General features: G+C 67.4%; 21 protein-coding genes. 8 read left to right on the top strand and 13 right to left on the bottom strand.

Annotation, left to right across the window (positions count from 1 at the left end; translation table 11 throughout):
• Positions 1 to 165: 165 nt before the first annotated feature.
• Complete coding sequence (locus tag ACQP1K_RS06630) at positions 166 to 333, top strand: hypothetical protein (RefSeq protein ID WP_433499984.1); 168 nt, start codon at positions 166 to 168, stop codon at positions 331 to 333.
• A 16-nt stretch (positions 334 to 349) separates the two neighbouring features.
• On the opposite strand, the gene ACQP1K_RS06625 is transcribed toward ACQP1K_RS06630, so the two are convergent.
• Positions 350 to 3,496 (bottom strand): AfsR/SARP family transcriptional regulator, encoded by a 3,147-nt coding sequence (locus ACQP1K_RS06625; RefSeq protein ID WP_433501502.1) that lies wholly within the window; start codon positions 3,494 to 3,496, stop codon positions 350 to 352.
• Positions 3,497 to 4,192: 696 nt separating this feature from the next.
• Between ACQP1K_RS06625 and ACQP1K_RS06620 the strand changes: the two genes are divergently transcribed.
• Positions 4,193 to 4,765 (top strand): hypothetical protein, encoded by a 573-nt coding sequence (locus tag ACQP1K_RS06620; protein WP_433499983.1) that lies wholly within the window; start codon positions 4,193 to 4,195, stop codon positions 4,763 to 4,765.
• Between the two features lie 98 nt (positions 4,766 to 4,863).
• Here ACQP1K_RS06620 and ACQP1K_RS06615 read toward each other — a convergent pair whose 3' ends face one another.
• Positions 4,864 to 6,234, bottom strand: a complete 1,371-nt coding sequence (locus tag ACQP1K_RS06615; protein WP_433499982.1) for a glycoside hydrolase family 16 protein — start codon at positions 6,232 to 6,234, stop codon at positions 4,864 to 4,866.
• A 477-nt stretch (positions 6,235 to 6,711) separates the two neighbouring features.
• Between ACQP1K_RS06615 and ACQP1K_RS06610 the strand changes: the two genes are divergently transcribed.
• Together ACQP1K_RS06610 and ACQP1K_RS06605 are read left to right on the top strand one after the other, a co-directional pair.
• Positions 6,712 to 8,109, top strand: a complete 1,398-nt coding sequence (locus tag ACQP1K_RS06610; protein WP_433499981.1) for a GH1 family beta-glucosidase — start codon at positions 6,712 to 6,714, stop codon at positions 8,107 to 8,109.
• Entirely contained in the window at positions 8,110 to 9,105 is a 996-nt protein-coding gene (locus tag ACQP1K_RS06605; RefSeq protein WP_433499980.1) for a LacI family DNA-binding transcriptional regulator, read from the top strand.
• Positions 9,106 to 9,111: 6 nt separating this feature from the next.
• Here the strand turns inward: ACQP1K_RS06605 and ACQP1K_RS06600 are convergent, their stop codons facing one another.
• The 3 genes from ACQP1K_RS06600 to ACQP1K_RS06590 all read right to left on the bottom strand — a co-directional run bounded on the left by ACQP1K_RS06600 (position 9,112) and on the right by ACQP1K_RS06590 (position 15,289).
• Complete coding sequence (locus ACQP1K_RS06600; RefSeq protein ID WP_433499979.1) at positions 9,112 to 12,471, bottom strand: DEAD/DEAH box helicase family protein; 3,360 nt, start codon at positions 12,469 to 12,471, stop codon at positions 9,112 to 9,114.
• Positions 12,472 to 12,563: 92 nt separating this feature from the next.
• Complete coding sequence (locus ACQP1K_RS06595) at positions 12,564 to 13,775, bottom strand: restriction endonuclease subunit S (RefSeq protein WP_433499978.1); 1,212 nt, start codon at positions 13,773 to 13,775, stop codon at positions 12,564 to 12,566.
• Positions 13,772 to 15,289: a type I restriction-modification system subunit M gene (locus ACQP1K_RS06590; protein WP_433499977.1), complete on the bottom strand. Its 1,518-nt coding sequence runs from the start codon at positions 15,287 to 15,289 to the stop codon at positions 13,772 to 13,774. The genes ACQP1K_RS06595 and ACQP1K_RS06590 overlap by 4 nt, the downstream gene beginning before the upstream one ends.
• 222 nt (positions 15,290 to 15,511) lie before the next feature.
• On the opposite strand from ACQP1K_RS06590, the gene ACQP1K_RS06585 reads away from it, so the two are divergent.
• Together ACQP1K_RS06585 and ACQP1K_RS06580 are read left to right on the top strand one after the other, a co-directional pair.
• Entirely contained in the window at positions 15,512 to 15,742 is a 231-nt protein-coding gene (locus ACQP1K_RS06585; RefSeq protein ID WP_055477916.1) for a DUF433 domain-containing protein, read from the top strand.
• Positions 15,739 to 16,107 (top strand): DUF5615 family PIN-like protein, encoded by a 369-nt coding sequence (locus ACQP1K_RS06580; RefSeq protein ID WP_433499976.1) that lies wholly within the window; start codon positions 15,739 to 15,741, stop codon positions 16,105 to 16,107. Before ACQP1K_RS06585 ends, ACQP1K_RS06580 begins: the two co-directional genes overlap by 4 nt.
• 254 nt (positions 16,108 to 16,361) lie before the next feature.
• Here the strand turns inward: ACQP1K_RS06580 and ACQP1K_RS06575 are convergent, their stop codons facing one another.
• Positions 16,362 to 16,574 (bottom strand): DUF397 domain-containing protein, encoded by a 213-nt coding sequence (locus tag ACQP1K_RS06575; RefSeq protein ID WP_433499975.1) that lies wholly within the window; start codon positions 16,572 to 16,574, stop codon positions 16,362 to 16,364.
• Positions 16,567 to 17,409 (bottom strand): helix-turn-helix domain-containing protein, encoded by an 843-nt coding sequence (locus ACQP1K_RS06570; RefSeq protein WP_433499974.1) that lies wholly within the window; start codon positions 17,407 to 17,409, stop codon positions 16,567 to 16,569. Before ACQP1K_RS06570 ends, ACQP1K_RS06575 begins: the two co-directional genes overlap by 8 nt.
• Before the next feature lie 226 nt (positions 17,410 to 17,635).
• Here ACQP1K_RS06570 and ACQP1K_RS06565 point away from each other — a divergent pair, with 226 nt between their 5' ends.
• Together ACQP1K_RS06565 and ACQP1K_RS06560 are read left to right on the top strand one after the other, a co-directional pair.
• Positions 17,636 to 17,854, top strand: coding sequence for a hypothetical protein (locus ACQP1K_RS06565; protein WP_433499973.1), 219 nt, complete (start codon positions 17,636 to 17,638; stop codon positions 17,852 to 17,854).
• The gene (locus ACQP1K_RS06560; RefSeq protein WP_433499972.1) at positions 17,851 to 18,279 is read left to right on the top strand and encodes a hypothetical protein; all 429 of its coding nucleotides are present in this window, start codon (positions 17,851 to 17,853) and stop codon (positions 18,277 to 18,279) included. Before ACQP1K_RS06565 ends, ACQP1K_RS06560 begins: the two co-directional genes overlap by 4 nt.
• A gap of 319 nt (positions 18,280 to 18,598) precedes the next feature.
• On the opposite strand, the gene ACQP1K_RS06555 is transcribed toward ACQP1K_RS06560, so the two are convergent.
• From ACQP1K_RS06555 to ACQP1K_RS06530, 6 genes are all read right to left on the bottom strand, one after another.
• The gene (locus ACQP1K_RS06555) at positions 18,599 to 18,898 is read right to left on the bottom strand and encodes a helix-turn-helix domain-containing protein (RefSeq protein WP_433499971.1); all 300 of its coding nucleotides are present in this window, start codon (positions 18,896 to 18,898) and stop codon (positions 18,599 to 18,601) included.
• Positions 18,899 to 19,309: 411 nt separating this feature from the next.
• Positions 19,310 to 20,143: a cupin domain-containing protein gene (locus ACQP1K_RS06550; protein ID WP_433499970.1), complete on the bottom strand. Its 834-nt coding sequence runs from the start codon at positions 20,141 to 20,143 to the stop codon at positions 19,310 to 19,312.
• A gap of 2 nt (positions 20,144 to 20,145) precedes the next feature.
• Entirely contained in the window at positions 20,146 to 21,198 is a 1,053-nt protein-coding gene (locus ACQP1K_RS06545; RefSeq protein WP_433499969.1) for an ABC transporter ATP-binding protein, read from the bottom strand.
• Positions 21,195 to 22,166 (bottom strand): ABC transporter ATP-binding protein, encoded by a 972-nt coding sequence (locus ACQP1K_RS06540; protein WP_433499968.1) that lies wholly within the window; start codon positions 22,164 to 22,166, stop codon positions 21,195 to 21,197. The genes ACQP1K_RS06545 and ACQP1K_RS06540 overlap by 4 nt, the downstream gene beginning before the upstream one ends.
• A complete protein-coding gene (locus ACQP1K_RS06535; protein ID WP_433499967.1) occupies positions 22,163 to 23,041 on the bottom strand; it encodes an ABC transporter permease in 879 nt (292 codons plus the stop codon). The genes ACQP1K_RS06540 and ACQP1K_RS06535 overlap by 4 nt, the downstream gene beginning before the upstream one ends.
• On the bottom strand, positions 23,038 to 24,030 hold the full coding sequence (locus ACQP1K_RS06530; protein WP_433499966.1) for an ABC transporter permease: 993 nt from the start codon (positions 24,028 to 24,030) through the stop codon (positions 23,038 to 23,040). Before ACQP1K_RS06530 ends, ACQP1K_RS06535 begins: the two co-directional genes overlap by 4 nt.
• Positions 24,031 to 24,042 lie beyond the last annotated feature (12 nt).

Below are 24,042 nucleotides of genomic sequence, written 5' to 3'. Positions count from 1 at the left end.
GGTGGGTCGTCTGCCGCCACCTTCTCCGCCGCCGCTTCTGATTCGCTTCTGGTCCGCTTCTCCGAGCCGATAGCCGACGAGAAGCTGATCGGAAACCTCGCCGGGTGGAATGGCGGCGTCCGACACCGCGTCCCGGCCGCCGGCCGAAGCCTCCGGAGGGAAACGATGATCACGAAGCGCAGATCCACCGCGTGCGCACTCGTACTGCTGATCGGCGCGACCGGTGCCGTCGCGATGGCACAGGCGTCGTCCGCGGCGGACACCCACTGGAACCCCGTCGTCCCCTCTCCCGCCCCCTCACCCGGCGCCGGCCCGGCCGACACGCACTGGTGATCGGGGCGGCGGGCGGTCAGCGCGAAGTGCCGACCTCGAAGTACGGGCCGCGCTCGGGCCACGTGCCGAGCATCCGGCGAGCCTCGGCCGATCCGTCGGCGGTGAGCAGCGCCACCGCCTCGTCCAGTTCCCGGCGGGCCAGCGCCAGATCTCCGTTGGCCGCGTGCGAATCGGCGAGGAGAACGTACGCCTTCGCCGTCCAGACGGCGGAGCCGAGTTCCTGGAACGCGCTCCTGGCCTTCTCGATGTGCCTGACCCCCGACGCGTTGTTGCCGCGGGCGAGCGCGATCTCCCCCAGCGTGTAGCCGGCCTTGGCCTCGATCATCCGTTCGCCCGTGCTCCTGGCGAGCTCCAGCGTGTGCGCCATCGTGGTCTCGGCGTTGTCCAGGCGGCCCTCCCGATAGCGGACCAGGCCCAGGCTGTAGAGGGCGTGCGCTTCACCGATCCGGTCGCCGCCGTCCCGCACCACGCGCAACACCTGGTACAGCTCCTGCCGGGCCAGGTCGAGCTCGCCGGTCATCAGATGCAGTTCGGCGAAGCTGTGCAGCACCTGCGCCTCGACCCGGACGCAGCCCACCTCCCGGCAGGTCTCCAGGGCCTGCTCCAGCAGCGCGTGCGCCCTGTCGGTGTGCCCGAGCCGCAGCCAGTGCTTCGCCTGCGTCCGCATGACGTGGGCCGCCCCGACGTGATCACCCACCTCGCGCAGCAGCTTGAGCGCCCTGTCGTACTTCGCGATCATCTCGTCGTCGTTCCCGCGAAGCCCGTCCACGTTCGCCGCGTTGCGCAGCACCAGGGCCAGGCCGTGCTCGTCGCCGCCGGCCTCGAACAGCTTCACGGCGGTCAGGAAGGACTCCTCCGCCTCGGCCAGCCGGCCCTGGAACATGTGCAGCGTGCCGATCGAGTACGCCATGGCCGCGACCCCGGTCGGGTTTCCCGCCCGGAGCGCCGCCTCCCGCGCGGTGTGCGCGACCTCCCACCAGTCGTCGAGGTAGGCCCTGGCCTCGAACAGCGTCACGCAGGTGAGCGCCAGATCCCAGCAGAGCTCGTCGAGACCGGCCTCGGCCGCCTGGTGTACGGCGGCCACGAGAGCCGAGCGTTCGCCGTCCCACCATTCGGCCGGATCGCCGACCATGGCCGCGAGGTCCGCGTCCGGGGGCCGCCAGCGCGGCGCCGCGCCGTGGATGAGGGTGTAGTCACCGCCGTACTCCTTGCGGTGCGCCACCTCGGCGAGCCCGAGCCACGCCCCGAGCGCCCTGCTCAGCGCGGCGGCACGCTCGCCGGGTGTCTCGGTCTCGGCCAGCCGCTCACGGGCGTACACCTGGATCAGGTCGTGGAACCGGTACCGCAGGTGCCGGGCGTTCGGATGGTCGACGCTCTGCAGGACATGCGCGTCGATCAGCCGCTCCAGCACGTCCTCGGCGGAGGCGACGTCCGTGTCGAGCAGCGCGGCGGCCGCCCAGGAGGGGACGTCGGGCGCCTGGAGCATCGAGAGCAGACGGAACAGCCGCTTCGCCGATCCGTCGAGGCTCCGATAGGTGAGGCCGATGCTGGAGCGAAGCTCCCACCCCCGGTGCTCCAGTTCGTCCAGCCGGCGCACCTCGTCCCGCATGCGGTCGACGAGCCGGCCGATGGGCCACCGTTTGCGCGACACCAGCCGCGCGCCCGAGATGCGCAGCGCCAGCGGCAGGCCGTCGCACAGACGGTACAGCTCCCTGGCCGCCGGCTCCTCCGCCAGTACGCGTTCACTGCCGAGGATCTTCGTCAGCATGTCGAAGGACTCGGCGGCGTCGAGCGCCTCGACGGCGACGTGATGGGCGCCAGGCAGCCCCGTCAGCTTGTTCCTGCTGGTCGTGATCACCGCACAGGTCGGGCTGCCCGGCAGCAGCGGACGTATCTGGTCCTCGTCGAGCACGTCGTCCAGCACCACCAGCACGTGCTTGGCCGAAAGGCAGCTGCGGTACAGCTCCATCCGCTCGCCCGCGCCGTCGGGAATCGCCGGACCCGGGACGCCGAGAGCACGCAGGAAACGCGCGAGCTGTGTCGAGATCTGTTCCGATGAGGTCAGACCGCGCAGTTCCGCGTAGAGGACGCCGTCTTCGAAGGAGTCGTGGATCTCATGTGCCGCCCGGATGGCGAGGGTGGACTTGCCCACCCCTCCCCGTCCGGAGATGGCGACGATGGGCATGGCGTATCCGGCGAACTCCACGTTCCTGCCGGTGACGAGCAGTCGCCTGATCTCCGCGATCTCCGCCGATCTCCCGGTGAAGTCGGCGATGCTGGCCGGCAGCTGCCGCGGCGGCGTCCAGGCGAGCATCCCCCGGCGTGATCGCGCGCCCTGGGCGTGGTCGTCCGGCCCCCCGCCTGCGTCCGGCGGCGTGCTCGCCGACGTGCCTCCGGACTGTGCGCTCCCGGACGTTCCTCCGGATCGCGCGCTTGCGAACTCCGTGTCTCCGGCCTGTGTGTTCCCGTGCCGGGCACCTGTGGTCCGTGGAGCGTGGAGCGAGGCGTCCTGGACGAGGATCGCCCGGTGCAGGTCCTGCAGTTCCTGTCCCGGTTCGATCCCCATCTGCTCGACCAGGGTGGCGCGCACCCGCTGGTACGCCTTCAGCGCGTCCGCCTGCCGACCCGATTTGTACAGCGCACGCATGAGGAACCCGTGCAGCCGCTCACGCAACGGGTGCTTTGCCGCCAGCGCCAGCAGCTCCGAGATCAACTCCTCCTGCGGACCCAGTTCCAGCCGGAGCCGCATGTACTCCTCGACGGCCACCAGCCGCTTCTCGTCCAGCGCGGTCGCCGTCCGCTGTACCAGGTCGCTCTGCACCCCCACCAGGGCGTCACCACGCCACAGCGCCAACGCCGCCTGCAACCCGGCGACCGCCCCGGCCGCGTGCCCGGCGTCGATCTGCTTCTTCACGGCGGCGATTCTGCTGGTGAAGGCCAAACTGTCCAGGTCGGCCTCGCCGAGTTCCAGCACATATCCGGGATTCAGGGTGCGGACGGCGCGCGGATATCCGGCCCTGGTCAACAGCTTTCGGATCTCCGAAATGCATACCTGAACCTGTCCGCGTGCGGTGAGCGGCGGATACTCGCCCCAAACGGCCTCGATCAGCTGATCCATCGAAGTCACGCTGTTCACATTCAGACCCAGCATGGCGAGAACCACCTGCTGTCTGGGTCCGCCGAGGTCGAGCGAACCACCCCCGGCGACCAGTTCAAGCGGCCCAAGGATCTTGAGTGCCAATATCCCCCTCCTGTTTTCGCCATGCCTTCCGGGGAAGCGGTACGGAATCCTCGGAGTTCACGGTGCAGGCATACATGGCCGGATGGACGATACGGCGGCAGATTATCTCCGTCAATCAATCTTTCGGCATGCTTCGGCGGGCGGTGGGACCCGGGCGGGGAACACCCCGTCCCGCACCCCGGGACCGGCGGAAACGGCTGGTCTTCCGCCCACCGCCGCTGGACGAGGTCTTTACGCGAGGAGCGGTGAGCGTGGTGCGGGAGGGGGTAGGGCGGCGAGAGGATTCACCGGCATGCCGACCGTCTCGGCGCGGCGGCCGAGCGGCGGCTGACCGGTGACGATCCGTACGGCCGGAGCGCGCACACGCACATCTTCCGCCGCACGCTCGCGCGCATTCTCGTCACATCCGGTCACGGCCCAGCGCGGGCCGCAGCACAGACAGTCCCGGAAAGACGGTCCCGGGACGACACCGGTTCGACAAGACACCGGTTCGACAAGACACCGACCAGCCACACCGGCCACGATGCGTCATGCCGTGCCGCGCCAGGCGTCATCCCGCCTGGCGTCCCGCCCTCGCGCCCCCCGCACGGCGACGAGTGGAGGTGGAGGGAGCGTCCGATGACTGATTCCGAAATCCGCCCGCCCGAGTTCCCTTCGCGCAAGCACACCCGGCGCAGGCCGGGAGGCCGCAGACTCGTTCTGGGCGTCGCGGCGGCCGCGCTGGTCGCCACCGGGGCGGGCCTGGCCACGGCCGGCGGCTCGCAGGGTGTCCACCCCGCGGCTCAGCCACCGCGGATCCAGCCCACTCCCGGAGCCAGCGCGACACCCGGCGGCGGGTACCAGACCTTCACCACCCAGGCCGGCGTCGCCACCTCGGTCGGGCAGAACTCCATCTCGGTGCGCGGGGACGACGGCAGTGCGCGCACCTACGCCGTCAGCGGCTCGACCCGCGTCTTCGCCGGGCCGGAGGGCATCTCCGGGATCAAGACCGGTGACAAGGTCTGGGTGATCGGCTCGGCCCAGGGCCAGCGACCGGCCGCTTTCATGGTCACGGACCTGACCCGGCCGCAGTGGCCCGGACAAGGCGCGGGCGGCCCGGGAGCGCCGATGCCCTCGGAGAGCGCGCCGTCGCCGCACGGGACCATGACCCCGAGTCCGGAGGAGGAGGAGACGGCCGAGCCGACCGACTGACAGACACGATTGGAGCCGGTTCCGGTACGGCGGGCCTCGCCGTACCGGAACCGGCCGTTCGACCGGCCCTCAGCCGGTGCGGATGCGCCCGACGACGGCTACGACGTCGAGAACGTGAACCAGTTGACGTTGACGAAGTCGGCGGGCTGGCCGCTGCTGAACGTGAGGTAGACGGTGTGCGTGCCGGTCACGGCGGAGATGTTCGCCGGGACGGTGCGCCAGCTCTGCCAGCCGCCGGTGTCGGCGATCGCGAAGCTGCCGATCGGCGCGGCCGTCAGGCTGTCGAGCCTGACCTGGACGAGCCCGCTCACCCCGCCCGTCGCACCCGACGCCACCCGCGCCTTGAACTGCCGGGCCGGAGTCGAGCCGAAATCGACCCGGTCGTAGCGGAGCCAGTCGCCGTTCGCGATGAAGCCGACGTTCTGCCCGCCGCCGGTGTCACTGGTGGTCTCCACCGAGGTGCCGCTCTGCGCCTGGTAGTTCTCGGCCTGGATGGTGGACCTGGCGTCGACGCCGCCGGGCGGCGGGGGGGTCGGCGAGGAGGTGGGCGTGGGGCTGGGCGACGTGCCGCCGCCGCTCTGCCATACCGCCACGTAGTCGACCACCATGGGCCGTCCGGAGACCGTGGCCGAGGTCGGGGTGGCGCGGCCGGAAACGCCGTTGGGGAAGGCACCGCCCATCGCGACGTTGAGCAGCAGGAAGTATCCGGCGTGCGACGTCATGTTGGACCAGGTCGTGGCGTCGAGCTGGTTCTGGCTGACGCTGTGGAACTGCTGGCCGTCGACGTACCACCGCAGCTGATTGGGCGTGACGCTGGTGTCCCACTCGAAGCGGTAGGTGTGGAAGGCCGACTGGCAGGTCGACCCGGGGCAGGCCCGGCTGGCGCCGCGGCCGTTGGTCTCGTCGCACGGACCGCCGGAGGAGACGCCGCAGTGCAGCACGCCCCAGACCGTGTTGAGCCCGTTGACGTTCTCCATGATGTCGAACTCGCCGATCGCCGGCCAGTTCCAGTAGTTGCCGCGGTAGGGCGAGCCGAGCGCCCAGAAGGCCGGCCAGTAGCCGAGGGCGGCCTCACCGGTCACGTTCGGCATCTGGATGCGGCCCTCGATCCGCAGGATGCGGCCGGGGGCCGGCTTGAAGTCGGCACGGCGGGTCTCGATGCGGGCGGAGGTCCAGTTCTGGCCGCTCCCGATCGGCGTGATGCGCAGGTTGCCGTTGCCGTCCAGGCTGACGTTGGCGGGGTCGGCGGTGTAGTTCTGGATCTCTCCGGTGCCCCAGTTGCCCGGGCCGCCGGGGTAGGAATGACCGGTGTCGATGATCCAGTCGGCGGACGACGGCAGTGATCCGGCCGAACCGTTGAAATCGTCCGCCCAGACCAGCGACCAGCCCGACGGGGTGGCCGGGACCGCCGCGCCGGCCGGCTGTACGGCGAAGGCGACGACCGCCGCGCAGGCGGTGAACAGGGCCAAGAGCGGGCGGCGGAGCCATCGTGTCCGGACGGATCGCCCAAACGCTGGGGGATGGGACGCAGGGGGATGGGACTCATGCATGGCTGCCTCTTCTCCTTGATCTCCTCGGCGGAGATGCGTCAAGGACAGGGGGAACGCGCCGCGGCCGCGGACCGACTTGCCGTCACTTTCCCCCCGGATCCGACATCAGTCAAGAGCCAAGTCGTGCTCGCGAGAGCGTTTTCCGCGACAGGAACGTGCCGACGAGGCCAAATCCCTGAGAGCGCTCTTTCGAAGTCCGATAACGAGGATCGTTACTGATCCCGGTATTGACGCTTAGCGCACTCCCGGCCCACCCTGTGCTGAGAGCACGATGAGAGCGCTCTCTTAAAGATCGAAATTTCCAGCACCGGAGGTGGCGGCCTTGCCGTTGGTGCTGATCTTCGTCATGCTCGGAAAGCAGATCATCGGAGGAATCATGCAGGGGGCTGTTAAGTGATGACGGGTTCACCTGACGGCTTCGGCCGTTTATCCGCGGGCTCCGTCCGCTTCCCCGACGACTTCGTCTGGGGTACGGCCACGGCGTCCTACCAGATCGAGGGCGCGGTCTCGGAGGGCGGCCGGGGCGCGTCCATCTGGGACACGTTCTCGCACACCCCCGGCAAGGTGGCCGACGGCCACACCGGCGACGTGGCCTGCGACCACTATCACCGGTACGCGGAGGACGTACGGCTCATGGCCGACCTCGGCCTGAAGGCGTACCGCTTCTCGATCGCCTGGCCCCGAATCCAGCCGACCGGGGCCGGGCCGGTCAACACCGAAGGCCTCGACTTCTACGACCGGCTGGTGGACGAGCTGCTCAGCCGGGGCATCACCCCCTACGCCACCCTCTACCACTGGGATCTGCCCCAGGCGCTGGAGGATCTGGGCGGCTGGACCGAGCGGGACACCGCCTCCCGGTTCGCCGACTACGCCCTGGCCGTACACGACCGGCTCGGCGACCGGGTCAGGACGTGGACGACGTTGAACGAGCCCTGGGTATCGGCGTTCCTCGGCTACTGCTCGGGCGTGCACGCACCCGGACGGCGAAGCCCGGCCGCCGGGTTCCGGGCCGCGCACCACCTGCTGCTCGGGCACGGCCTGGCCGCCTCCGCCCTGCGTGCGGCGGGCGCGGCCGAGCTGGCGCTCACGCTCAACCTCGGCACCGTGCTGGGCGAGGACGAGGAGGCCGTGGCCCGGGTCGACGCGCTGCTGAACCGGCAGTTCCTCGACCCCGCGCTGCGCGGACGCTACCCGGAGGAGGTCCTGGACATCGCGGCCGGGCACGGGGGCCTCGATCACATCAGGGACGGCGATCTCGCCGTGATCCACCAGCCGATCGACCTGCTCGGCATCAACTACTACTGCCCCACGACCGTCTCACGCTCACCCGGCGAGCCGGCCAATCCGGACTACCCCGGCACCGAGGACATCCGGTTCGTGCCGCCGACCGGCCCGGTGACCTCGATGGGCTGGCCCATCGAACCGGCGTCCCTGGAGACCCTTCTCGTACGGCTGTCGCGCGACTATCCGGAGGTCGGGCTGCTGATCACCGAGAACGGCGCGGCCTTCGAGGACGGCGTGACCGGCGACGAGGCGGGCGGGCGGGTGCACGACCCCGAGAGGATCGCCTTCCTCGACGGGCACCTGCGGGCCGCGCACGCCGCGATCGCGGCCGGTGCGGACCTCCGGGGTTATCTCGTATGGTCGCTACTGGACAATTTCGAGTGGGCCTACGGCTACCACAAGCGGTTCGGCATCGTGTACGTCGATTTCTCGACCCAGCGACGCCTCCCCAAGGACAGCGCGCTGTGGTATCGGGAGGTCATCCAACGCAACGGGCTGCGGGGGGAATGAATGAGACGACCCACGCTGGAGGCGGTGGCGGCGCGGGCGGGGGTGTCCCGTGCGACCGTCTCCCGGGTCGTGAACGGCAGGCTCACCGTCACTCCACAGATCAGGGAGGCGGTGTTGCGCGCGGTCGACGAGCTGGGTTACGTGCCCAACTCGGCCGCGCGCAGCCTGGTCACCCAGCGGACCGGGTCGATCGCCCTGGTCGTGTCGGAACCGCCGACCCGGGTCTTCTCCGAAGATCCCATGTTCGCGACCGTCATCCGCTCCGCCAGCCTGGAGCTGGAGGACGCTGACCGGCAGGTCGTGCTGATGCTGGCGGGGTCGGCCAAGAGCCACGCACGGATCGAGCGGTACATCGCGGGCGGCCACGTCGACGGAGTCATGCTGATCTCCATGCACGGCGCCGACCCGCTGCCCGCGGCGATCACACGCATGGGCGTCCCCGTCGTCTCGTACGGCAGGCCCGCCGTGCCCGTGCCGCTGCCGTACGTCGACAACGACAACGTGGGCGGCGCCGAGAAGGCCGTACGGCACCTGCTGGACCGGGGACGGCGCCGCATCGCGACCATCGCCGGGCCACAGGACATGATCGGCGGTCAGGACCGGCTCACCGGCTACCGTGACGCGCTGCGCGCCTGCGACCGCCGATCGATCGTCGCGGTCGGCGACTTCACCCGGGAGTCGGGCGCGATCGCCATGCGGCACCTGCTTGAGGACGATCCGGCGCTGGACGCGGTGTTCGTCGCCAGCGACCTGATGGCGATCGGCGCGCTGCAGACGCTGCGCCAGGCCGGCCGGCGGGTGCCGGACGACGTCGCCGTGGTCGGGTTCGACGACATCGAGGCCGCACGCTACACCGAGCCCCCGCTGACCACGATCAGGCATCCGATCGTGGAGCAGGCGGTCGCGATGGTCCGGCTGCTGCTCGGCCTGTTCGAGGACGGCCCGGCCGACCCGGTCATCCTCCCCACCGAGCTCATCGTCCGCGAGTCCGCCTGAACCGGCTCAGGCGGCGCTCTCCACCGGTACGGCCGTCGCCTGCACGGTTGCCAGGACTTCGACGAGGGCGTCGACGTCGGGATCGGGGAAGATGGTCTCGGGGCCGCCGGGAGCGACCGACGTGAACGGAGACTCGTAGAGCACATCGACCTCCATGAAGCCGTTCGTCGTCAGAAAGTCGATCACCAGCGTCACGAAGTGCAGCTGGTTGGCGGTGAGGTTCCGGCCGGACTGGAACCGGTCGAACGCCTTCGCCGCGGCCGCATGGTCGAGGCCGGTCAGCCCACGGAGGAAGAGGCCGAGCCCGCCGTGCTCGGACTTGGCCCGCTCGATGTCATCCCCGGTGCCGAAGCCGTTCCTGAGGAAGATCAGCTCAAGCTGGTCGAGGTCGGCCGAGGTGATCTGCCGGTTCCGCTGGATCTTCTGAATCACGAGCTCGTTCTCGTGGCTGCGCAGGTACGTCCGCACCTTGGCCTCGAACCTGGACTTGTCCGTACCCAGCGAGACGCCGTTGATCTGCGTAACGCTCAGGTCGCCGAGCTCGTCCTCGAAGTCCGTGTAGACGATGCCGCGCTTCACCCTGGGGATGAGCTTGACCAGCCCGCGCAGCCGCTTGCGCATGTTCTCCAGCATCGGCAGCGTGACGTCCTCCCACCACTGGTCGGTGGTGAGGTCTTCGAGGAACTCCTGCTGCCGCCGGACGTTGGGAATGGTCAGCGTGGTCGGGTCGAGCAGGGCCGAGGCGATCTCCTGCACCTGCGTGCGGAGCTTGGGGTAGTCGGCGTCCGCCCGGATCAGCGCGAGCTGCAGCCGCAGCGACAGCAGGTCGAAGCGCTTGGCCTCCTGACTGTTGTCGTCGTCGCGGAACTCGGTGGGAAGCCCGGCCAGGGCCGAGGTGATCTCTGCATGCTTGTCCGGGGTGATCCGATGCCAGCTGGCCGGCTCCCGGTAGGTCTCGACTTCGCGTAGCCGACGGCGCACCTCGACGTTGGCGGTGTTCATGTTGGCCACCTCGGCCTGCAGCCGCTCCGCCAGTGCCCAGCGCAGGTCGATCTCGCTCTTCGTCCCGTCCGGCGTGCCGTCCTCCGGCGGGGACAGCTCGGGGTGCTGCCGGTCGAGGTCGAGCAGCAGGTCCATCCGCTGCCGGAACAGCCGCTCGCTCAGCGAGGGCTGGATCCTGCCCTCGGCGGTGGGGAAATTCTGGTTGAAGAACTCCACGTTCTGACACAGGTCGAAGACGAGGAAGCCGTTCTTGTCCTGGTTGGGGCCGAACAGGTCGGGGCACAGCCGGGTGCCACGCCCGATCATCTGCCAGAACTTCGTCTTGGACCGTACGAGCTTCGCGAACACCAGGTTGACGACCTCGGGCACGTCGATCCCGGTGTCGAGCATGTCGACCGAGATGGCGATGTGCGGGGCCTTGTCACGGTCGGAGAACTTGTCGATCAGATCCTGGGCGAGCCGCTTCTGATGGGTGATGACCTGTGCGAACGCGCCCTTGTACTCGGGAAAGAGCTCGTTGAAGCGTCGGGCGATGAACTCGGCGTGGTTGTTGTTCCGGGCGAAGATGATCGTTTTGCCGAGGCGTTCCCCACCCTCGACCTTCGCGCCGTACCTCATGAGCGTGGTGAGCGTCTTGTCGATGGTGTCGGCGTTGAACAGGAACTTGTTGATCTCGTCGGCGCTGACCTCGTCGGGGGCCTCGTCGTTCTCCGACCAGTCGATCGCGTCCCACTTCTCCTTGTCCTCGTCCGAGAGATCGTCGTACTTTATGCCGCCGCGCTGGAACTTCAGCGGCACGTCCACCGCGCTCGGCGCGACGAGGTAACCCTGGGCCACGGCCTCGTCCAGGCCGTAGACATCGGTGGGCACGCCGTCTTCGAGGTGGAAGAGCCGGTAGGTGTTGCGGTCGATCTCGTCCTTCGGCGTGGCGGTCAGCCCGACGAGCAGCGAGTCGAAGTAGTCGAAGATCGCTCCGTACTTCTGATAGACCGACCGGTGCGCCTCGTCGATGACGACCAGGTCGAAGTAGCCCGGTCCGAACCTGCGTACGCCGTCGGCGGTCTCGTTGATGAGGTTCATGATGGTCGGGTACGTCGAGACGTAGACCCGGCCCTCGTCGTTCTTCTCGGTCAGCAGGTTCACCGTCGGCACGCCGGGCAGGTGCTCCTTGAACGCGTTGGCGGCCTGGGTGACCAGGGCCTGCCGATCGGCCAGGAACAGCACCCGCTTCACCCAGTTGGCCCGGATCAGCTGGTCGACCAGCGCGATGACCGTGCGGGTCTTGCCCGAGCCGGTCGCCATCACCAGCAGCGCGTGCCGCATGCCGTCCTTGTCGAAGGTCTTGCCGATGCGCTGGATGGCCAGGGTCTGATAGTTGCGGTTGACGATCTCGGGGTTGATCGGCTCGGTCGACAGCGGCCGGCTGCCGCTGCGGCGATGGATCACCGTACGGAGCTCGTCCTTGGTGTAGAACCCCTGGACCTTACGCGGCGGATAGCGCAGGTCGTCCCAGATGTAGGTGTCATAGCCGTTGGTGTAGAAGATCACCGGCCGCTGGCCGAACATCTGCTCCAGGCAGTCGGCGTACAGCTCGGCCTGGTGCTGGCCGACGCCGGCATCGTGGCTGGTGCGCTTGGCCTCGACCAGACCGAGCGGCTTGCCGTTGTCGTCCCACAGGACGTAGTCGACCCTGCCGGTGCCGCCATTGGGCATGCCGGTGACCGGGAACTCCCGGTCCTCTTTCTTGTCGAGCGGCCAGCCCGCCTCTTTGAGCAGCAGGTCGATGAGCAGCTTCCGAGTGTCGGCCTCGTTGTAGTCGTGGGTGTCCGGGACCGCCGCGTTGGCCGCCTTGGCCTGCTTGATCTCGGCCCGGAGCCGGGCCAGCTCGGCATCGAGATCCTGGTTCTTGCGAAGCTGCTTGGCCAGATCGGCCTGCTGCCTGGCGAACTCCTCGGCCATGTCCTGGATCTCGGCCTGCCTCTTCTGCCTGACCTCGGCCGGGACGGGCTTGGGAATCAGCGTCTGATCGAAGGCCAGGCCGACGGTCGGCATCTGGCCACGCGCATAGCGCCGCGCGATCCAGTACATGACGTGGAACAGCTCGGCCACGGTCCGGACCGCGTCGGCGGGCGGCACCGGCCCCCGGCGGTGCACGGCCGAGTTTCCCTGCCGCCGGATGAGATCCATCTTGGTGCGGATCGCCGGGCCGACCAGCCTGACCATGGTCGGCTCAGTGATCCGGGCGGCGAGATCGTCCCGGTACGGCAGCCGCAGCGTGTCATCGGCCGTATAGAGCCAGGCGACCGCCAACTCCAGCGTCCGCCGGGCATAGAAGCACGACACCCGTGGATCGGCGATCGCCAACCGCTCGGCGCGAGTGGCTTCTTCGTATAAATCAGGCCATTCCGGACGAAGAAACTCGAAGTTGCCCAACGGACACCCTCCGGGGGAAGGATTCAGTTATCCCGAGTATCCCACAACTCCCCCCGAAACGCCCGCTGCTGCAACGACGCGAACAGATTGTCCAGCTCGGCAAGGTGGGCTTGTTGCGTCGACTTATGCGCCTTAATCTTTCCCAGCCGGACGGCGAACTCGTTCTGTAGCACGAGAGGCGGGACGACCAGGGGGAACTGGCGAAGCTGGGTTGCGTTGATAGAAGCGATTCCCGTCGTCTGCTTCGCAGAGCGAAGAAAATATCTACGCCCCCTCTCGGATGCCAATAGCCAGTTCAGGAAGTTGGGCTCCACTTTGGAGTCAGGGCGCAGGCGAACCCTGAATATGTGATTTTGATGAATAGCCTCCGGAAGTTCGTTCTGCCAGAGCGTGCCTCGCCCGAGCTTGTCGGGATCCCCTCCCTCCGTCAGAAGGAGGTCGTCTTTAAGGAGCCGGTATCGCTGGATTTCAGCTTCGGTGGCTTCAATTTCCTTGACCACCGACAAATCAAGCATCTTGTCCTGGACATTTAACACGGCCATGTAGGGGACGGGACGGAGTGCCCCCGAGACTTTCCGCCCCTTGGTAATCCCGGATGTAACCTCGGCCACATCGCCCAGCGATAGTGAATCGTCCCAACCACGGGCGTTTGTAGCCAGGTCGTCGAACATGTTATAAAAGAAGGACTGCGCGAGATCATCGAGGAGGGTGATCGCCTCCCGCCGTTTCGCGCGCAGCGCATCGGCCTGAACTAGTAGCGATACGATCCGGAGCTGCTCGTCAAGGGAAGGGAGCGGGATCGGGAGCTGCTTGAGGTTGTCGATGGGAAAGTTGTCCGCGGTGGTGGCTCGCACCCATGTAAGAATCGTGTCGGATCGCCCTTTGATGAAATGGGCGAGATAGTTCGGATCAACATCATCCGAGCAGACCAGGGCTTTCATGTCCTGATTAATAGCGACCGGGACGCGATTCAGTCCGACCGGGAGTGTGTGCTTAAGGACGCCAGAGCGGACCACGATGAGGACACTGTTCTCCGGGACCAGGCGCGCCGCGCTATTTTCGAGCCCCCGCTGCGTGATGCCGATCTGCGCACGCCGGATATCCCAGGTTTTCATGTCCTTGGGAGTCACCCACGGAATATCCCCACCATAGTAATCCGAATTGCTGCGCGTGGGTGTGCCTCCGCCGAGAACATGGACGATCTCGCCGATGGGAACGGATGGGCACCCGCTCATCCAAGCATTCCCTTCAGTTCGGACACGCCTTGCTGTATTTCGGACTCGATGCGCTCCAGCTCTTCCAGGATTTCCATCGGGGGGCGGTACTCGATCTCTTCGTGGATGACTTCCTTGTATCGGTTGAGGCTAAGGTCGTAGCCCTGGGCGGCGATGTCGGCCTTGGGGACGCAGAAGCTCTGCTCGGTCCTGGCGCGCTTTTTCTCGCTGCCGTTGCGGAGTGCCCATCGTGCGAGGACATCCGGGAGGTTGTTCTTGGCGTACTCGGCCTCGTCAAGCGGGGAAGTCGGTGTGGGGCCGAGCTTGTCCTCGCTCAACAGCGGGGTCCGCTTGTCGTCCAGGCTGAAGCCATCCGCGGTGACCTCATAGAACCAGACGTCGTCCGTACCGCCGCTGTTGGTCTTGGTGAAGAACAGGATGGCCGTGGAGACCCCGGTGTACGGCTTGAAGGTACCGCTTGGGAGCTTGACCACCGCGTCTAGCTTGTGATCCTCGACCAGGATGCGGCGGAGTTCCTTGTGCGCCTTCGTCGACCCGAAGAGCACCCCGTCGGGCACGATGACGGCCGCCCGGCCACCGGGTTTGAGCAGGCGGAGGAAGAGCGCCAAGAACAGCAGCTCGGTCTTCTTCGTCTTGACGACCTTGAGCAGGTCCTTGGCGGTGGTCTCGTAATCGAGGCTCCCGGCGAACGGTGGGTTTGCCAGAATCATCGTGTAGCGCTCAGCCTCGCTCGCGGTGCTCTCGGCCAGCGAGTCCCGATAGCGGATATCGGGACGCTCGATCTCGTGGAGCATCATGTTCATGCTGGCGATCCGCAGCATCGTGCTGTCGAAGTCGAAGCCGTGGAACATGTTCTCGTTGAAGTGGCGCCGCTGCGCCAGGTCGAGCAGTGCGTCCTTGTGGGTCCGGGCGACGTACTGCGCCGCCGCGACGAGGAAGCCGGCTGTGCCGCAGGCCGGGTCGCAGATCTCGTCCCCTGGTCCGGGGGCCATCATCTCCACGATGAGCTGGATGATGTGCCGCGATGTTCGGAACTGGCCGTTCTGGCCCGATGTCGCGAGCTTGCTGAGCATGTACTCGTAGAGATCGCCCTTGGTGTCCCGCTCACCCAGCTGGATGTCGTCGATCATGTCAACGACCTTGGTGAGTAGGTTCGCCGTGGGGATCGTGAACCGGGCGTCCTTCATGTGCTGGGAGTAGGTGGAGCCTTCGCCGCCCAGCACGCGCAGCCACGGGAAGACCGCGTCCCGCACGGTCTGGTGCATGCTCTCCGGGTGCAGCTCGATGAACTGCGACCACCGCAGCACGTTGGTTTCGTCGTCATAGATCGGGTGCTCGATGGGCTTGCCGGTCCGGCTGGCCTTGCGCTCCTTCGCGGTCTGGATGTCCTCCAGCCGCCGGATGAACATCAGATAGGTGATCTGCTCGATGACCTCCAGCGGGTTGGAGATCCCCCCTGACCAGAAGGCGTCCCAGAGCCGGTCAATTTTGTTCTTCAGTTCACCCGTAATCACGATCCGTCAGCGTAGCGGAGCAATCGACACCCCATCAGCTTCCCAAGATGACAGCACGGGTTCGACTCCCATCACCCCTCCACTTCCAGATCGCTGGGCAGGTAACCCACCGTTCCAGCTACTTGGTCCCCAGCGGCGTATGTCCTTCATGCGTCTGACTCAGTCAATGGCGCTCGCCCGCTCGTGGCCAACCTTGCAGTATCAGGAGCGAGGGGAGACACCATGACCTACGACCGCATCACCGTCGAGCCCGATAAGCTCGAAGGCAAGCCCACCATCCGCGGCCTGCGCATCACCGTCGAGACCGTGGTCCGACTCGTTGCCGCCGGCTGGTCCTTCGACGAGATCTTGTCGGACTACCCCGATCTCGAACGCGACGACGTCAAGCAGGCTCTCGAGTACGCAGCGGCGTCGACGAACGTCCACTTCTACCGGCTTCGCGAGTCGGCGTGAACTTCCTGGTCGACGAGAACCTCTCACCTCGAGTCGCCGAGCTACTCACCAAAGCCGATCATGACGCGGTACACGTTCGTGATCTTCACGCGAAGAGCGCACCGGACACCACGATCATGGCACTTGCCGTAGCGGGCGACCGGGTCATCATTTCCGCTGACACCGACTTCGGCGCGCTCCTGGCTCAGGCTCGCGCCACCGAATCTTCGATCATCCTCGTTCGCGAGCTCCTGGAACTCCGGCCACCTGACCTGGTGAACACCATCCTTTCGCACCTCGATATCCTCCAACCGCATCTCTCCAGGGGCGCGATCGCGGCGTTCACAACTACCGGCATCCGTGTTCGGGGTCTCCCGCTTCGTTAAAGGCGCCGAACGGCAGGGTGCCCCGCAACCTCTCAGACCAAGGTGTTCCGGTTGGGGCTTAGACCAGGCGGTCCCTTGCCAAGCAAGACCAACGGCATGCTCACATAGACACACCCACCCGACCGGAGTAGGAGGAGACGCCACAGAACCTCGCCCAACCAGGTAGGCGTGATCCGCGTACCGCAAGCTCCCCTCAGCAGCACGCGGGTATCCCTGGACCTGCCAGCGCGACCGATCCGGGGGTGCCTCCGCAGTCAGATATTGAACTCGTCGCTCTTCACACCGGCGATGAAGGCGCTCCACTCGCTGGGGGTGAAGGCCAGCACCGGACCCGAACGGTCCTTGCTGTCCCGTACGGCCACCAGGCCCGGCACGTTCGTGGCCACCTCGACACAGTTGTCAGTAGTGGCGCCCGAGTAGCTTGACTTACGAAACGCGGCGGCGGCCAGGTCGGGGAAGTCACTCATGATCTCTCCTCGCTGCGGCGATGAACGCCGCTGACTCGTCAGGGGGCAGGGCTATCTCGGCGAGGTGCTCGAATGTCAGCGTAAGCCCCCTTACCTGTTCGGCGGCTTCCACATACACGTCACCTCCGGGGCAGCCGATGTAGCCCACGTCGGGATCACCGTCGTCGAAGGACAGCACGGAGAAGGCCCCATCGAGCCCGACGTGCAGACCGACCGTTAGCGGCATGATTTGGATCGTCACGTTGGGCTCGTCGGCGACGTCGATGAGGCTCTCCAGTTGCCGCCTCATCGCACCTGCTGACGCGATCGGACGGCGCAGAGCACTCTCGTCCACCAACGCATGTAGTGATGGCGCGCTTGAACCGAGAAGCGTGATCTTGCGCGCCATCCGAGCGTCAACTCTGCGTTTCAGCTCCGTGTCGTCCAAGGTCGGCCGGACAGCACCGATAAGCATGTGGGCGTACTCCTCGGTCTGTAGCAGTCCCGGGATCAGTAGCGGCTCCCAGGTGCGGATCGCCGTCGCCTCGGCCTCCAAGACCACGTACGATCCGGCGAACACGTCGCTGTAGGCAGTCCACCAGCCGCGCTGGCTCGCTTCCCGGCAGAGTTGGATCAGTCCCGCCTTGGTCGCGGAGTCGGCACCGTACAGATCACAGGCATCTGCGACATCGGCAACGCTCGGGCTGGTCCGCGCGTTCTCGATCCGGTTGACCTTCGGTCGGCTCCATCCGAGCTGCTTCGCTGCGCCTTCCGGCGTCAGACCAGACGATTCGCGGAGTCGCCGCAGCTCACGGCCCAAGCGACGATGCCGGACGGTTGGACTCTTCATGACCATGGGTCAAGTCTGATAGGAGATCAGTAAAACTTCTACGTGTACAGGGCTTGCCTGAGTGCACAGTACACGCGATTATGTAGCCGAGTCGCTACAGAGCGTGATGCCTTGGTGGCGGAATTTGGGGAGGTCCTGCCTGAAAACGGCTCATCTGGCTACCGAATAGCGGACCCGCCCGCCGCTCCACACGACCGGGCGGGTCCTGATCAGGAAATGGAGGTTCCTGACCATGTCACACGATAAGGCCGTCGCGGCCGGTACGGAGTTCGCCGGGTGGCGGATCATGAGGAGTGATGAGGGGCGGCTGTGGGCCAGCCGGGAGCGGCCGTTCTCTCCGGAGGCCGAGCGGGCCGGCGCCTACCGTACGGTCGACGGTGACGACCTACGTGCGCTGTGCCAGGCCATCGCCGAGCAGGAGAGCCTCGCCGAGCTGGCGGTGACCCAGTGACCGAGAACGAAATCACAGGCCAGGCCTCGATCGACGTCGCCGAGCCGGGTGCGCACGACGGTCGGCGAGACGGCGGACTCCCGCAGGGCACTCTCAACACCCGCGACCGGTACGTTTCGAGCCGGCCGGACCGGGATCGATCATGTCCGCCATGGTGCATGGACGCTCACATCGACGAGCGCCCCGACGAGCGCATTCACAACGCCTGGATTCAGGCCGTCGACCTGCACGCCATCCCCCTGGCGGGGCTTCCACAGCGGCTCTGGCTCGACCTGGTCCTCGGCCCCGGCGACGACGAGCCCCGCATCCACCTCCAGATCGACGACCGCGCCGTCATCGAGCTGACGATCGCCGAGGCCCGCAACGCCGGAATGCACCTCATCGGCCTGGCCGCCCTCGCCGTCATGGACACCCCGCCCACGTAGGTCCGACCCGCCACACCCGCCTCGGACTCGGCGGCCGTACGGCTCAGGCCGTACGCAACCTGATGCTCCCCACCGTGGCAGGCCCGATGAGCCGCCCTGCCGATCGCTTTGCCGGTGACCGGCAGGGTCTGGGCGGCCTTCCCCGAACACCGTCCCGCCGAGGAAAGCCGCCCCACCCCAAACGGCCCCTGCCCTACCACCCCCGCGACGACAGGCGGCCACCCACCCGGCCGCCGAGGTCAGACAGCACGCACCGCGGACCACGTTTCTCTGAGGAGAGGACGGGGGCACTGCCAGAGGTTGCTTCCAGGAGCGAAGGTCAGCTCGCTTTGGGAAGTGGCTGGAGTTGGACGCTGAGTCGCAGTTCCAGCGCTTCGGCGAGGCGTTCCAGCATGGGGATCGTGGGCATAGTGCCGCCTGCCTCGAAGCGGGCCACCGCCGGCTGCTTGAGCCCGGCCCGCTCGGCGAGCTCGGCCTGGGTGAGGCCGAGTTCTTCACGGCGCCGCCGTACGGCCTCGCCGAGCTCGAAACGGATTCGCGCGGCCTCGTACGCGGCTCCGGCACCGGGCCGGCTCGTGATCTCGGCGCGCTTGTCCGACCACGCCCTGCGCTCGGCCATGGCACTCACTCCTCTTCCCCTGTGTGAGCCTCCGCGATACATCGCTTCACGGCCCGCACCGCCTCCTCGCTCAGCGAGCAGGTCAACGTAGAAGATCGCCGGTCTCCTGGTCGTCCTGGCTGAGCGAGTCGAACCACTCGTCGACCTCGGGCTCCAGTTCCACCTCTCCCCAACTCATAACACGAACGTTATACACGAGGTAAGGGGCCTGCCCCTGGAACGAGAAAAGCGACAGTGCCCATGTCGGCGAGCACCCTGGCGAGCGCATACACAACGCCTGGATTCAGGCCGTCGACCTGCACGCCATCCCCCTGGCCGGGTTTCCGCCCCGCCGATCGCCTTCGCCGGCGACCGGCGGGGGGCATCGTCACCGTGCCGGGTTCCGCCCGGGGCGGTTTCAGGCGCCGCGGGTCAGTAGCATGCGCAGCCGCCGTCCCACGGCTGCCCGCCCAGCTCCTTCAGGTCCGGGGGCAGGATGGGACGGTGCTCCGGCTGCCAGGAGAACTCCCGCTCCTCGTCTTCGTAGATCGTCGACAGCGGACCGCCCTTGGTACGGAAGAGCATGAGGTTGCCGGTCGGCGATCCGAAGGGACCGTGCCACTCCTCCTCGGGGCGCCAGAAGTAGGCGCCGGCGCGCATGGTGCCGATGTGGCCGACCAGCTCCCCGGCGAGCAGGTACATCTCCTCGACGACCGGATGCTTCTCGGCCCGCAGCCCCCACCGCAACGGCATCGTGCCGAGCACCCAGGTCTGCTCACCGTCGTGGGGGTCCTGGCGCAGGAACTTCCGACCGGCCCCCGCGGGGAATCGGGGGTGGAAGTTTCCGGTCCACGGGCCGTCGAAGGCGCTGACCGCTTCGACCAGCCGAGCCTCGTCCATGCCATCGGCCGACTCGGCGGCGACGCGCGGCTCGGCGGAGAAGAACGTCATCACGACCGCGCCGTCCGTGCTCGACATGGCGGGGCGGACATATCCGGACGGCAAGTGCGCATATCCGTAGCGGGTGTGGGTGACGTCACCGATGGTGAGCGACCCGGCCAGCACGAACAGTTCTTCGTCGGCCGCCAGCACCTGCGGAGCGTCCTGCTTCCAGCCGGCCGGGTAACGCAGCAAGGTGCTCGACGCACCGGTCTCCTGGTCCAGGCTGAGCATCCGCATCTCGATGCCGGGACGCGCCCCGCCGTACAGGCCCTGCCGCCATGGCAGAACCTGACTCTGGATGAATTCGATGAACGGCCGACCCATGATCACTCCTTCTCGGGCGGGGATGCGGCAGACGCGTCGATCTCGGGCTGAAGTTCTCCGGGGTAGAAGCACGCGGCTCGTACACCGGCCCGAATCTCGACGAGGGGCGGGGTCTCGAGCGCGCAGCGGGTGCGCGCGATCGGACAGCGCGGGTGGAAATGACAGCCGGACGGGCGGTCGATGGCGGAAGGCGGGTCTCCGGCGAGGACGATCCGCTCCCGGGTCGGATTGTCCGCGGTGGGGGTCGCCGACAGCAGCGCCGCCGTGTAGGGATGCTGGGGTGACCAGACGACCTGGTCCGTGGGGCCCTCCTCGACCACTCGACCGAGGTAGAGCACGGCGACCCGGTCGGAGATCTGGTGGACCAAGGCCAGATCATGGGCGATGACGAGGTAGGCCAGGTCCCGCTCCTGCTGCAGCGTGTCCAGGAGATTGATGATCTGTGCCTGGATGGACATGTCGAGGGCGGAGACCGGCTCATCCGCGATGATCATGGAGGGTTCGAGGGCGAGGGCGCGGGCGATGGAGATGCGCTGACGTTGCCCACCGGAGAACTGCGACGGGTAGCGGTTCATCGCGTTGGCGTTCAAACCGACCAACTCGAGCAGTTCCACGACCCGGTCGGTGATCTGACGGCGGTCACCCCAGCGGTGCGCGACGAGCGGTTCCGCCACGACGCGGCCGATGGTCATCCGCGGATCCAGGCTCGCGTACGGGTCTTGGATGACCATCTGGAGGCGGCGCCGGATCGGCTTCAGCCGGCGCTCGGGCAAGTGCGTGATGTCGGTGCCCTCGAAGACGATCCGTCCGCTGTCCGGCTCGTGGGCCCGCATCAGGGTCAGGGCTATGGTGGATTTCCCGGAGCCGGATTCGCCGACGAGGGCGAGTGTCTCGCCGGCGGACACCCCTAGGGAAACGCCGTCGACCGCGACGAGTCTGCGGTGTCCGACGGCGAATTCCACGCGGAGGTCCTCGGCGCTCAGCACCGAAGGTTTCACCGGCCGGCCGGAGGTCTCCGTCGAGGAGGCGCCTTGTGCGCTGGGCATGGTGGTCATGAGTTCAGGGGATTCCAGCAGGCAGCGGTGGACAGGTCACCCGGCACGAGTTCGGGCCGCTGGTCGCGGCACGGGTCGATGGTGCGGGAGCAACGCGGGGCGAAGGGACAGCCTTCGGGTCGGTCATGCGGTGTCGGCGGCGATCCGGTGATCGGGATCAGGGGTTTGCGCTCACGATCGAAGCGGGGTGCCGCCGCCAGCAGCCCGGCGGTGTACGGGTGCCGAGGCCGAGCCAGCAGATCCAGCGCCGTGCCCTCCTCGACTATGTGACCGGCGTACATCACGATGATCCGGTCGCAGATCTGTCCCGCGACTCCGAGATCGTGGGTGATGAGGATGAGGCCGGCGCTGGTCACGCGGCTGCGCATCAGGTCGATGATCTGAGCCTGGATGGTGGCGTCCAGCGCGGTGGTCGGCTCGTCGGCGATGATCACCGCCGGATCGTGCAGCAGCGCCATGGCGATCATCACGCGTTGCCGCAGCCCGCCGGAGAGCTGGTGCGGGTAGGCGTTGATCCGCAGTTCCGGCGACGGGATGCCCACGGCTCGCAGCGCCTCGATGGCCAGCTTCCGCGCCTCCCGGCGGCTCACGTCGCGGTGCCGGCGCAGTGCCTCCACGAGCAGCGAGCCGACGGTGCGCACCGGGTTGAGCCCGGTCATCGGATCTTGGAAGACCATCGACACCTTGGTGCCGCGCATGCGCTGCAACTCGCGCTCGGGCAGCGTCATCACGTCCCGGCCCTGCAGTCGGATCGAGCCGGTCTGACTCAGCGACCCCGGGATCAGTCGCATGACGCTCAGCGCCGTCATCGATTTCCCTGACCCGGACTCGCCGACGATTCCCAGCACCTCTCCCCGGGCCAGCGAGAACGACACATCCTCGATGATCGGCACCGGAAGGCCGGAGCCATCCGTCGTGTGCACCCGGAGGCCGTCCACGTCGAGGACGACTTCGTTCACAGCGCTCATCTGTTCGTCACCGCCGATGCGTCGGAGGACCGCCCGCTGAGCGCGTCCCCGATGAGGTTGGCCGCCACCACCAAGACGACGATGGTCACTCCCGGCACGAGCACCATGTGCGGCGCCTGCGCGAGGTACTCGCGGCTGTCGGCGAGCATGCTGCCGAGCGACGGAGTGCCCAGCGGCACACCCAGTCCGAGGAAGGACAGACCGCTCTCGGCGATCAGGAGGTCGGCGAACATGAAGGCCCACATGACGAGCAACGTGTTACGGATGCCCGGCAGGATGTGGGTCACGATGGTGCGAATCCGCGAGACGCCGAAAAGGCGGGCGGCGAGGATGTAGTCCCGTTTCATCAGACCGAGGGCCTCGGCGTAGACGACTCTGGCGAAGATGGGCCAGCTGACGAGGCCGAGCGTGAGCGACAGCGACCAGAAACCCCGTCCGACGATCGCCATGATGGTCACGGCGAGCACCAGCGACGGGAACGACAAGCTCATGTCGATCAACCGGGTCAGCACCACGCGTACCACCCCCTGCGCCGCGGCGGCCCAGACGCCGACGAGCGTGCCGATTCCGGAGACCAGACACGCCGAGACGATGCCGACGGTCACCGACCACCGCAGCCCGGCGACGGCACGGGCGAGCATGTCGCGGCCGAGTTGGTCGGTGCCGAGGGCGTGCCCGGCCGAACCGAGGCCCTTCAACCGATCCGCCGGCGCCGTCCGGTCCGGGTCGAGGTAGCCGAAGGCCATGAGCAGCAGCGCGCCGCCGATGACGACGACGACGAGACCGACGCCCAGCAGCAGGGCGAACGGCACGGGGCGCCCGACAGCGCGCCTCCGGAACAGTCCACGAGGTGGTACGACCGCAGTGTCCGTCATGTCCGTTGCCGCCTCAACCGTGGATCAAGGACCGAGAAGAAGACATCGGTGAAGGCATTCACCAGGAAGACCAGAAAGGCGACGACGAAGACCGTGGCCTGAACGACCGGGAAATCCAGCCTCAGCACGGAGTCGATGAGCAGGCGACCGACGCCGGGCCACGCGAAGATGACCTCGGTGATCAGCGCACCCGACAGCAGGAAGGCGAACTGTCCGCCGACCAACGCGGTCGCGCCGAGCAGTGCGTTCGGCAGCGCGTGCCGTACGACCACGGTGAGCTTGGAGGCTCCGCAGGCCCGGGCGGTACGGACGTAGTCCTCGCTCATCGCCGTGCTGACGTTCGTCGCGAGCACCCGGGTCAGCCGTGGAACGAGGAAGGCGGCCAAGGTCACCGACGGAAGCAGCCAGCTCATCGAGGCGGCGTTGCCGATGCTCGGCAACAGGCGGAACTTCACCGCGAACACCTGGATGAGCAGCAGACCCACGACGTATCCGGGCACGCCCTGTCCGATGACGAGCAGGCCGGTGACCGCGGCACGGGGCACCGGGCGCGGACGCGAGCCCAGCCAGGCGCCGATCGGTACCGCGACGAGCAGGTTGATGAGGATGCCGAACGCGGCCAGTTGCACCGTCGCCGGCATGCGATCGAGGACGAGCCCCAGCGCATTTTCCGCGGAGTGCACAGAACTGCCGAAATCGAGCTGGAACACATGCCCGATGGCGTGGGCATATTGCACGATCAGCGGCTGGTCGAGCCCGTACTGGCGCTCGACGTGCGCGATGAATTCCGCGTCCGCGTTCTCTCCGGCGAGGATCAGCGCCGGGTCCCCGGACAGCCGTAGCAGGAAGAACAGCAGCGTGGAGATCGAGAAGAGCAGGACGAGTAGCTGCACGACCCGCCGGATGAGGACCCGGGCCAGGGCTCTCATCCGGCGGCTCAGCACGGCCGCACCCGACGCATCAGGCAGTGCAGCAGCGAGTTCGGTCATTATTCCGTGTTT

The sequence above is a fragment of the Sphaerimonospora sp. CA-214678 genome (genome assembly GCF_050942215.1).
GTDB lineage: Bacteria > Actinomycetota > Actinomycetes > Streptosporangiales > Streptosporangiaceae > Sphaerimonospora.
Note: the sequence above shows the minus strand (reverse complement) of the source record. Positions and strands in the feature narration are given on the sequence as shown.

Bases quoted from the DNA above. Each gene is read 5' to 3' on its own strand.
- ACQP1K_RS06565 (WP_433499973.1), top strand. From the start codon at position 17,636: ATGTCACACGATAAGGCCGTCGCGGCCGGTACGGAGTTCGCCGGGTGG.
- ACQP1K_RS06550 (WP_433499970.1), bottom strand. From the start codon at position 20,143: ATGGGTCGGCCGTTCATCGAATTCATCCAGAGTCAGGTTCTGCCATGG.
- ACQP1K_RS06610 (WP_433499981.1), top strand. From the start codon at position 6,712: ATGACGGGTTCACCTGACGGCTTCGGCCGTTTATCCGCGGGCTCCGTC.
- ACQP1K_RS06570 (WP_433499974.1), bottom strand. From the start codon at position 17,409: ATGGTCATGAAGAGTCCAACCGTCCGGCATCGTCGCTTGGGCCGTGAG.
- ACQP1K_RS06585 (WP_055477916.1), top strand. From the start codon at position 15,512: ATGACCTACGACCGCATCACCGTCGAGCCCGATAAGCTCGAAGGCAAG.
- ACQP1K_RS06630 (WP_433499984.1), top strand. From the start codon at position 166: ATGATCACGAAGCGCAGATCCACCGCGTGCGCACTCGTACTGCTGATC.
- ACQP1K_RS06535 (WP_433499967.1), bottom strand. From the start codon at position 23,041: ATGACGGACACTGCGGTCGTACCACCTCGTGGACTGTTCCGGAGGCGC.
- ACQP1K_RS06530 (WP_433499966.1), bottom strand. From the start codon at position 24,030: ATGACCGAACTCGCTGCTGCACTGCCTGATGCGTCGGGTGCGGCCGTG.
- ACQP1K_RS06605 (WP_433499980.1), top strand. From the start codon at position 8,110: ATGAGACGACCCACGCTGGAGGCGGTGGCGGCGCGGGCGGGGGTGTCC.
- ACQP1K_RS06545 (WP_433499969.1), bottom strand. From the start codon at position 21,198: ATGACCACCATGCCCAGCGCACAAGGCGCCTCCTCGACGGAGACCTCC.
- ACQP1K_RS06575 (WP_433499975.1), bottom strand. From the start codon at position 16,574: ATGAGTGACTTCCCCGACCTGGCCGCCGCCGCGTTTCGTAAGTCAAGC.
- ACQP1K_RS06540 (WP_433499968.1), bottom strand. From the start codon at position 22,166: ATGAGCGCTGTGAACGAAGTCGTCCTCGACGTGGACGGCCTCCGGGTG.
- ACQP1K_RS06555 (WP_433499971.1), bottom strand. From the start codon at position 18,898: ATGGCCGAGCGCAGGGCGTGGTCGGACAAGCGCGCCGAGATCACGAGC.
- ACQP1K_RS06595 (WP_433499978.1), bottom strand. From the start codon at position 13,775: ATGAGCGGGTGCCCATCCGTTCCCATCGGCGAGATCGTCCATGTTCTC.
- ACQP1K_RS06620 (WP_433499983.1), top strand. From the start codon at position 4,193: ATGACTGATTCCGAAATCCGCCCGCCCGAGTTCCCTTCGCGCAAGCAC.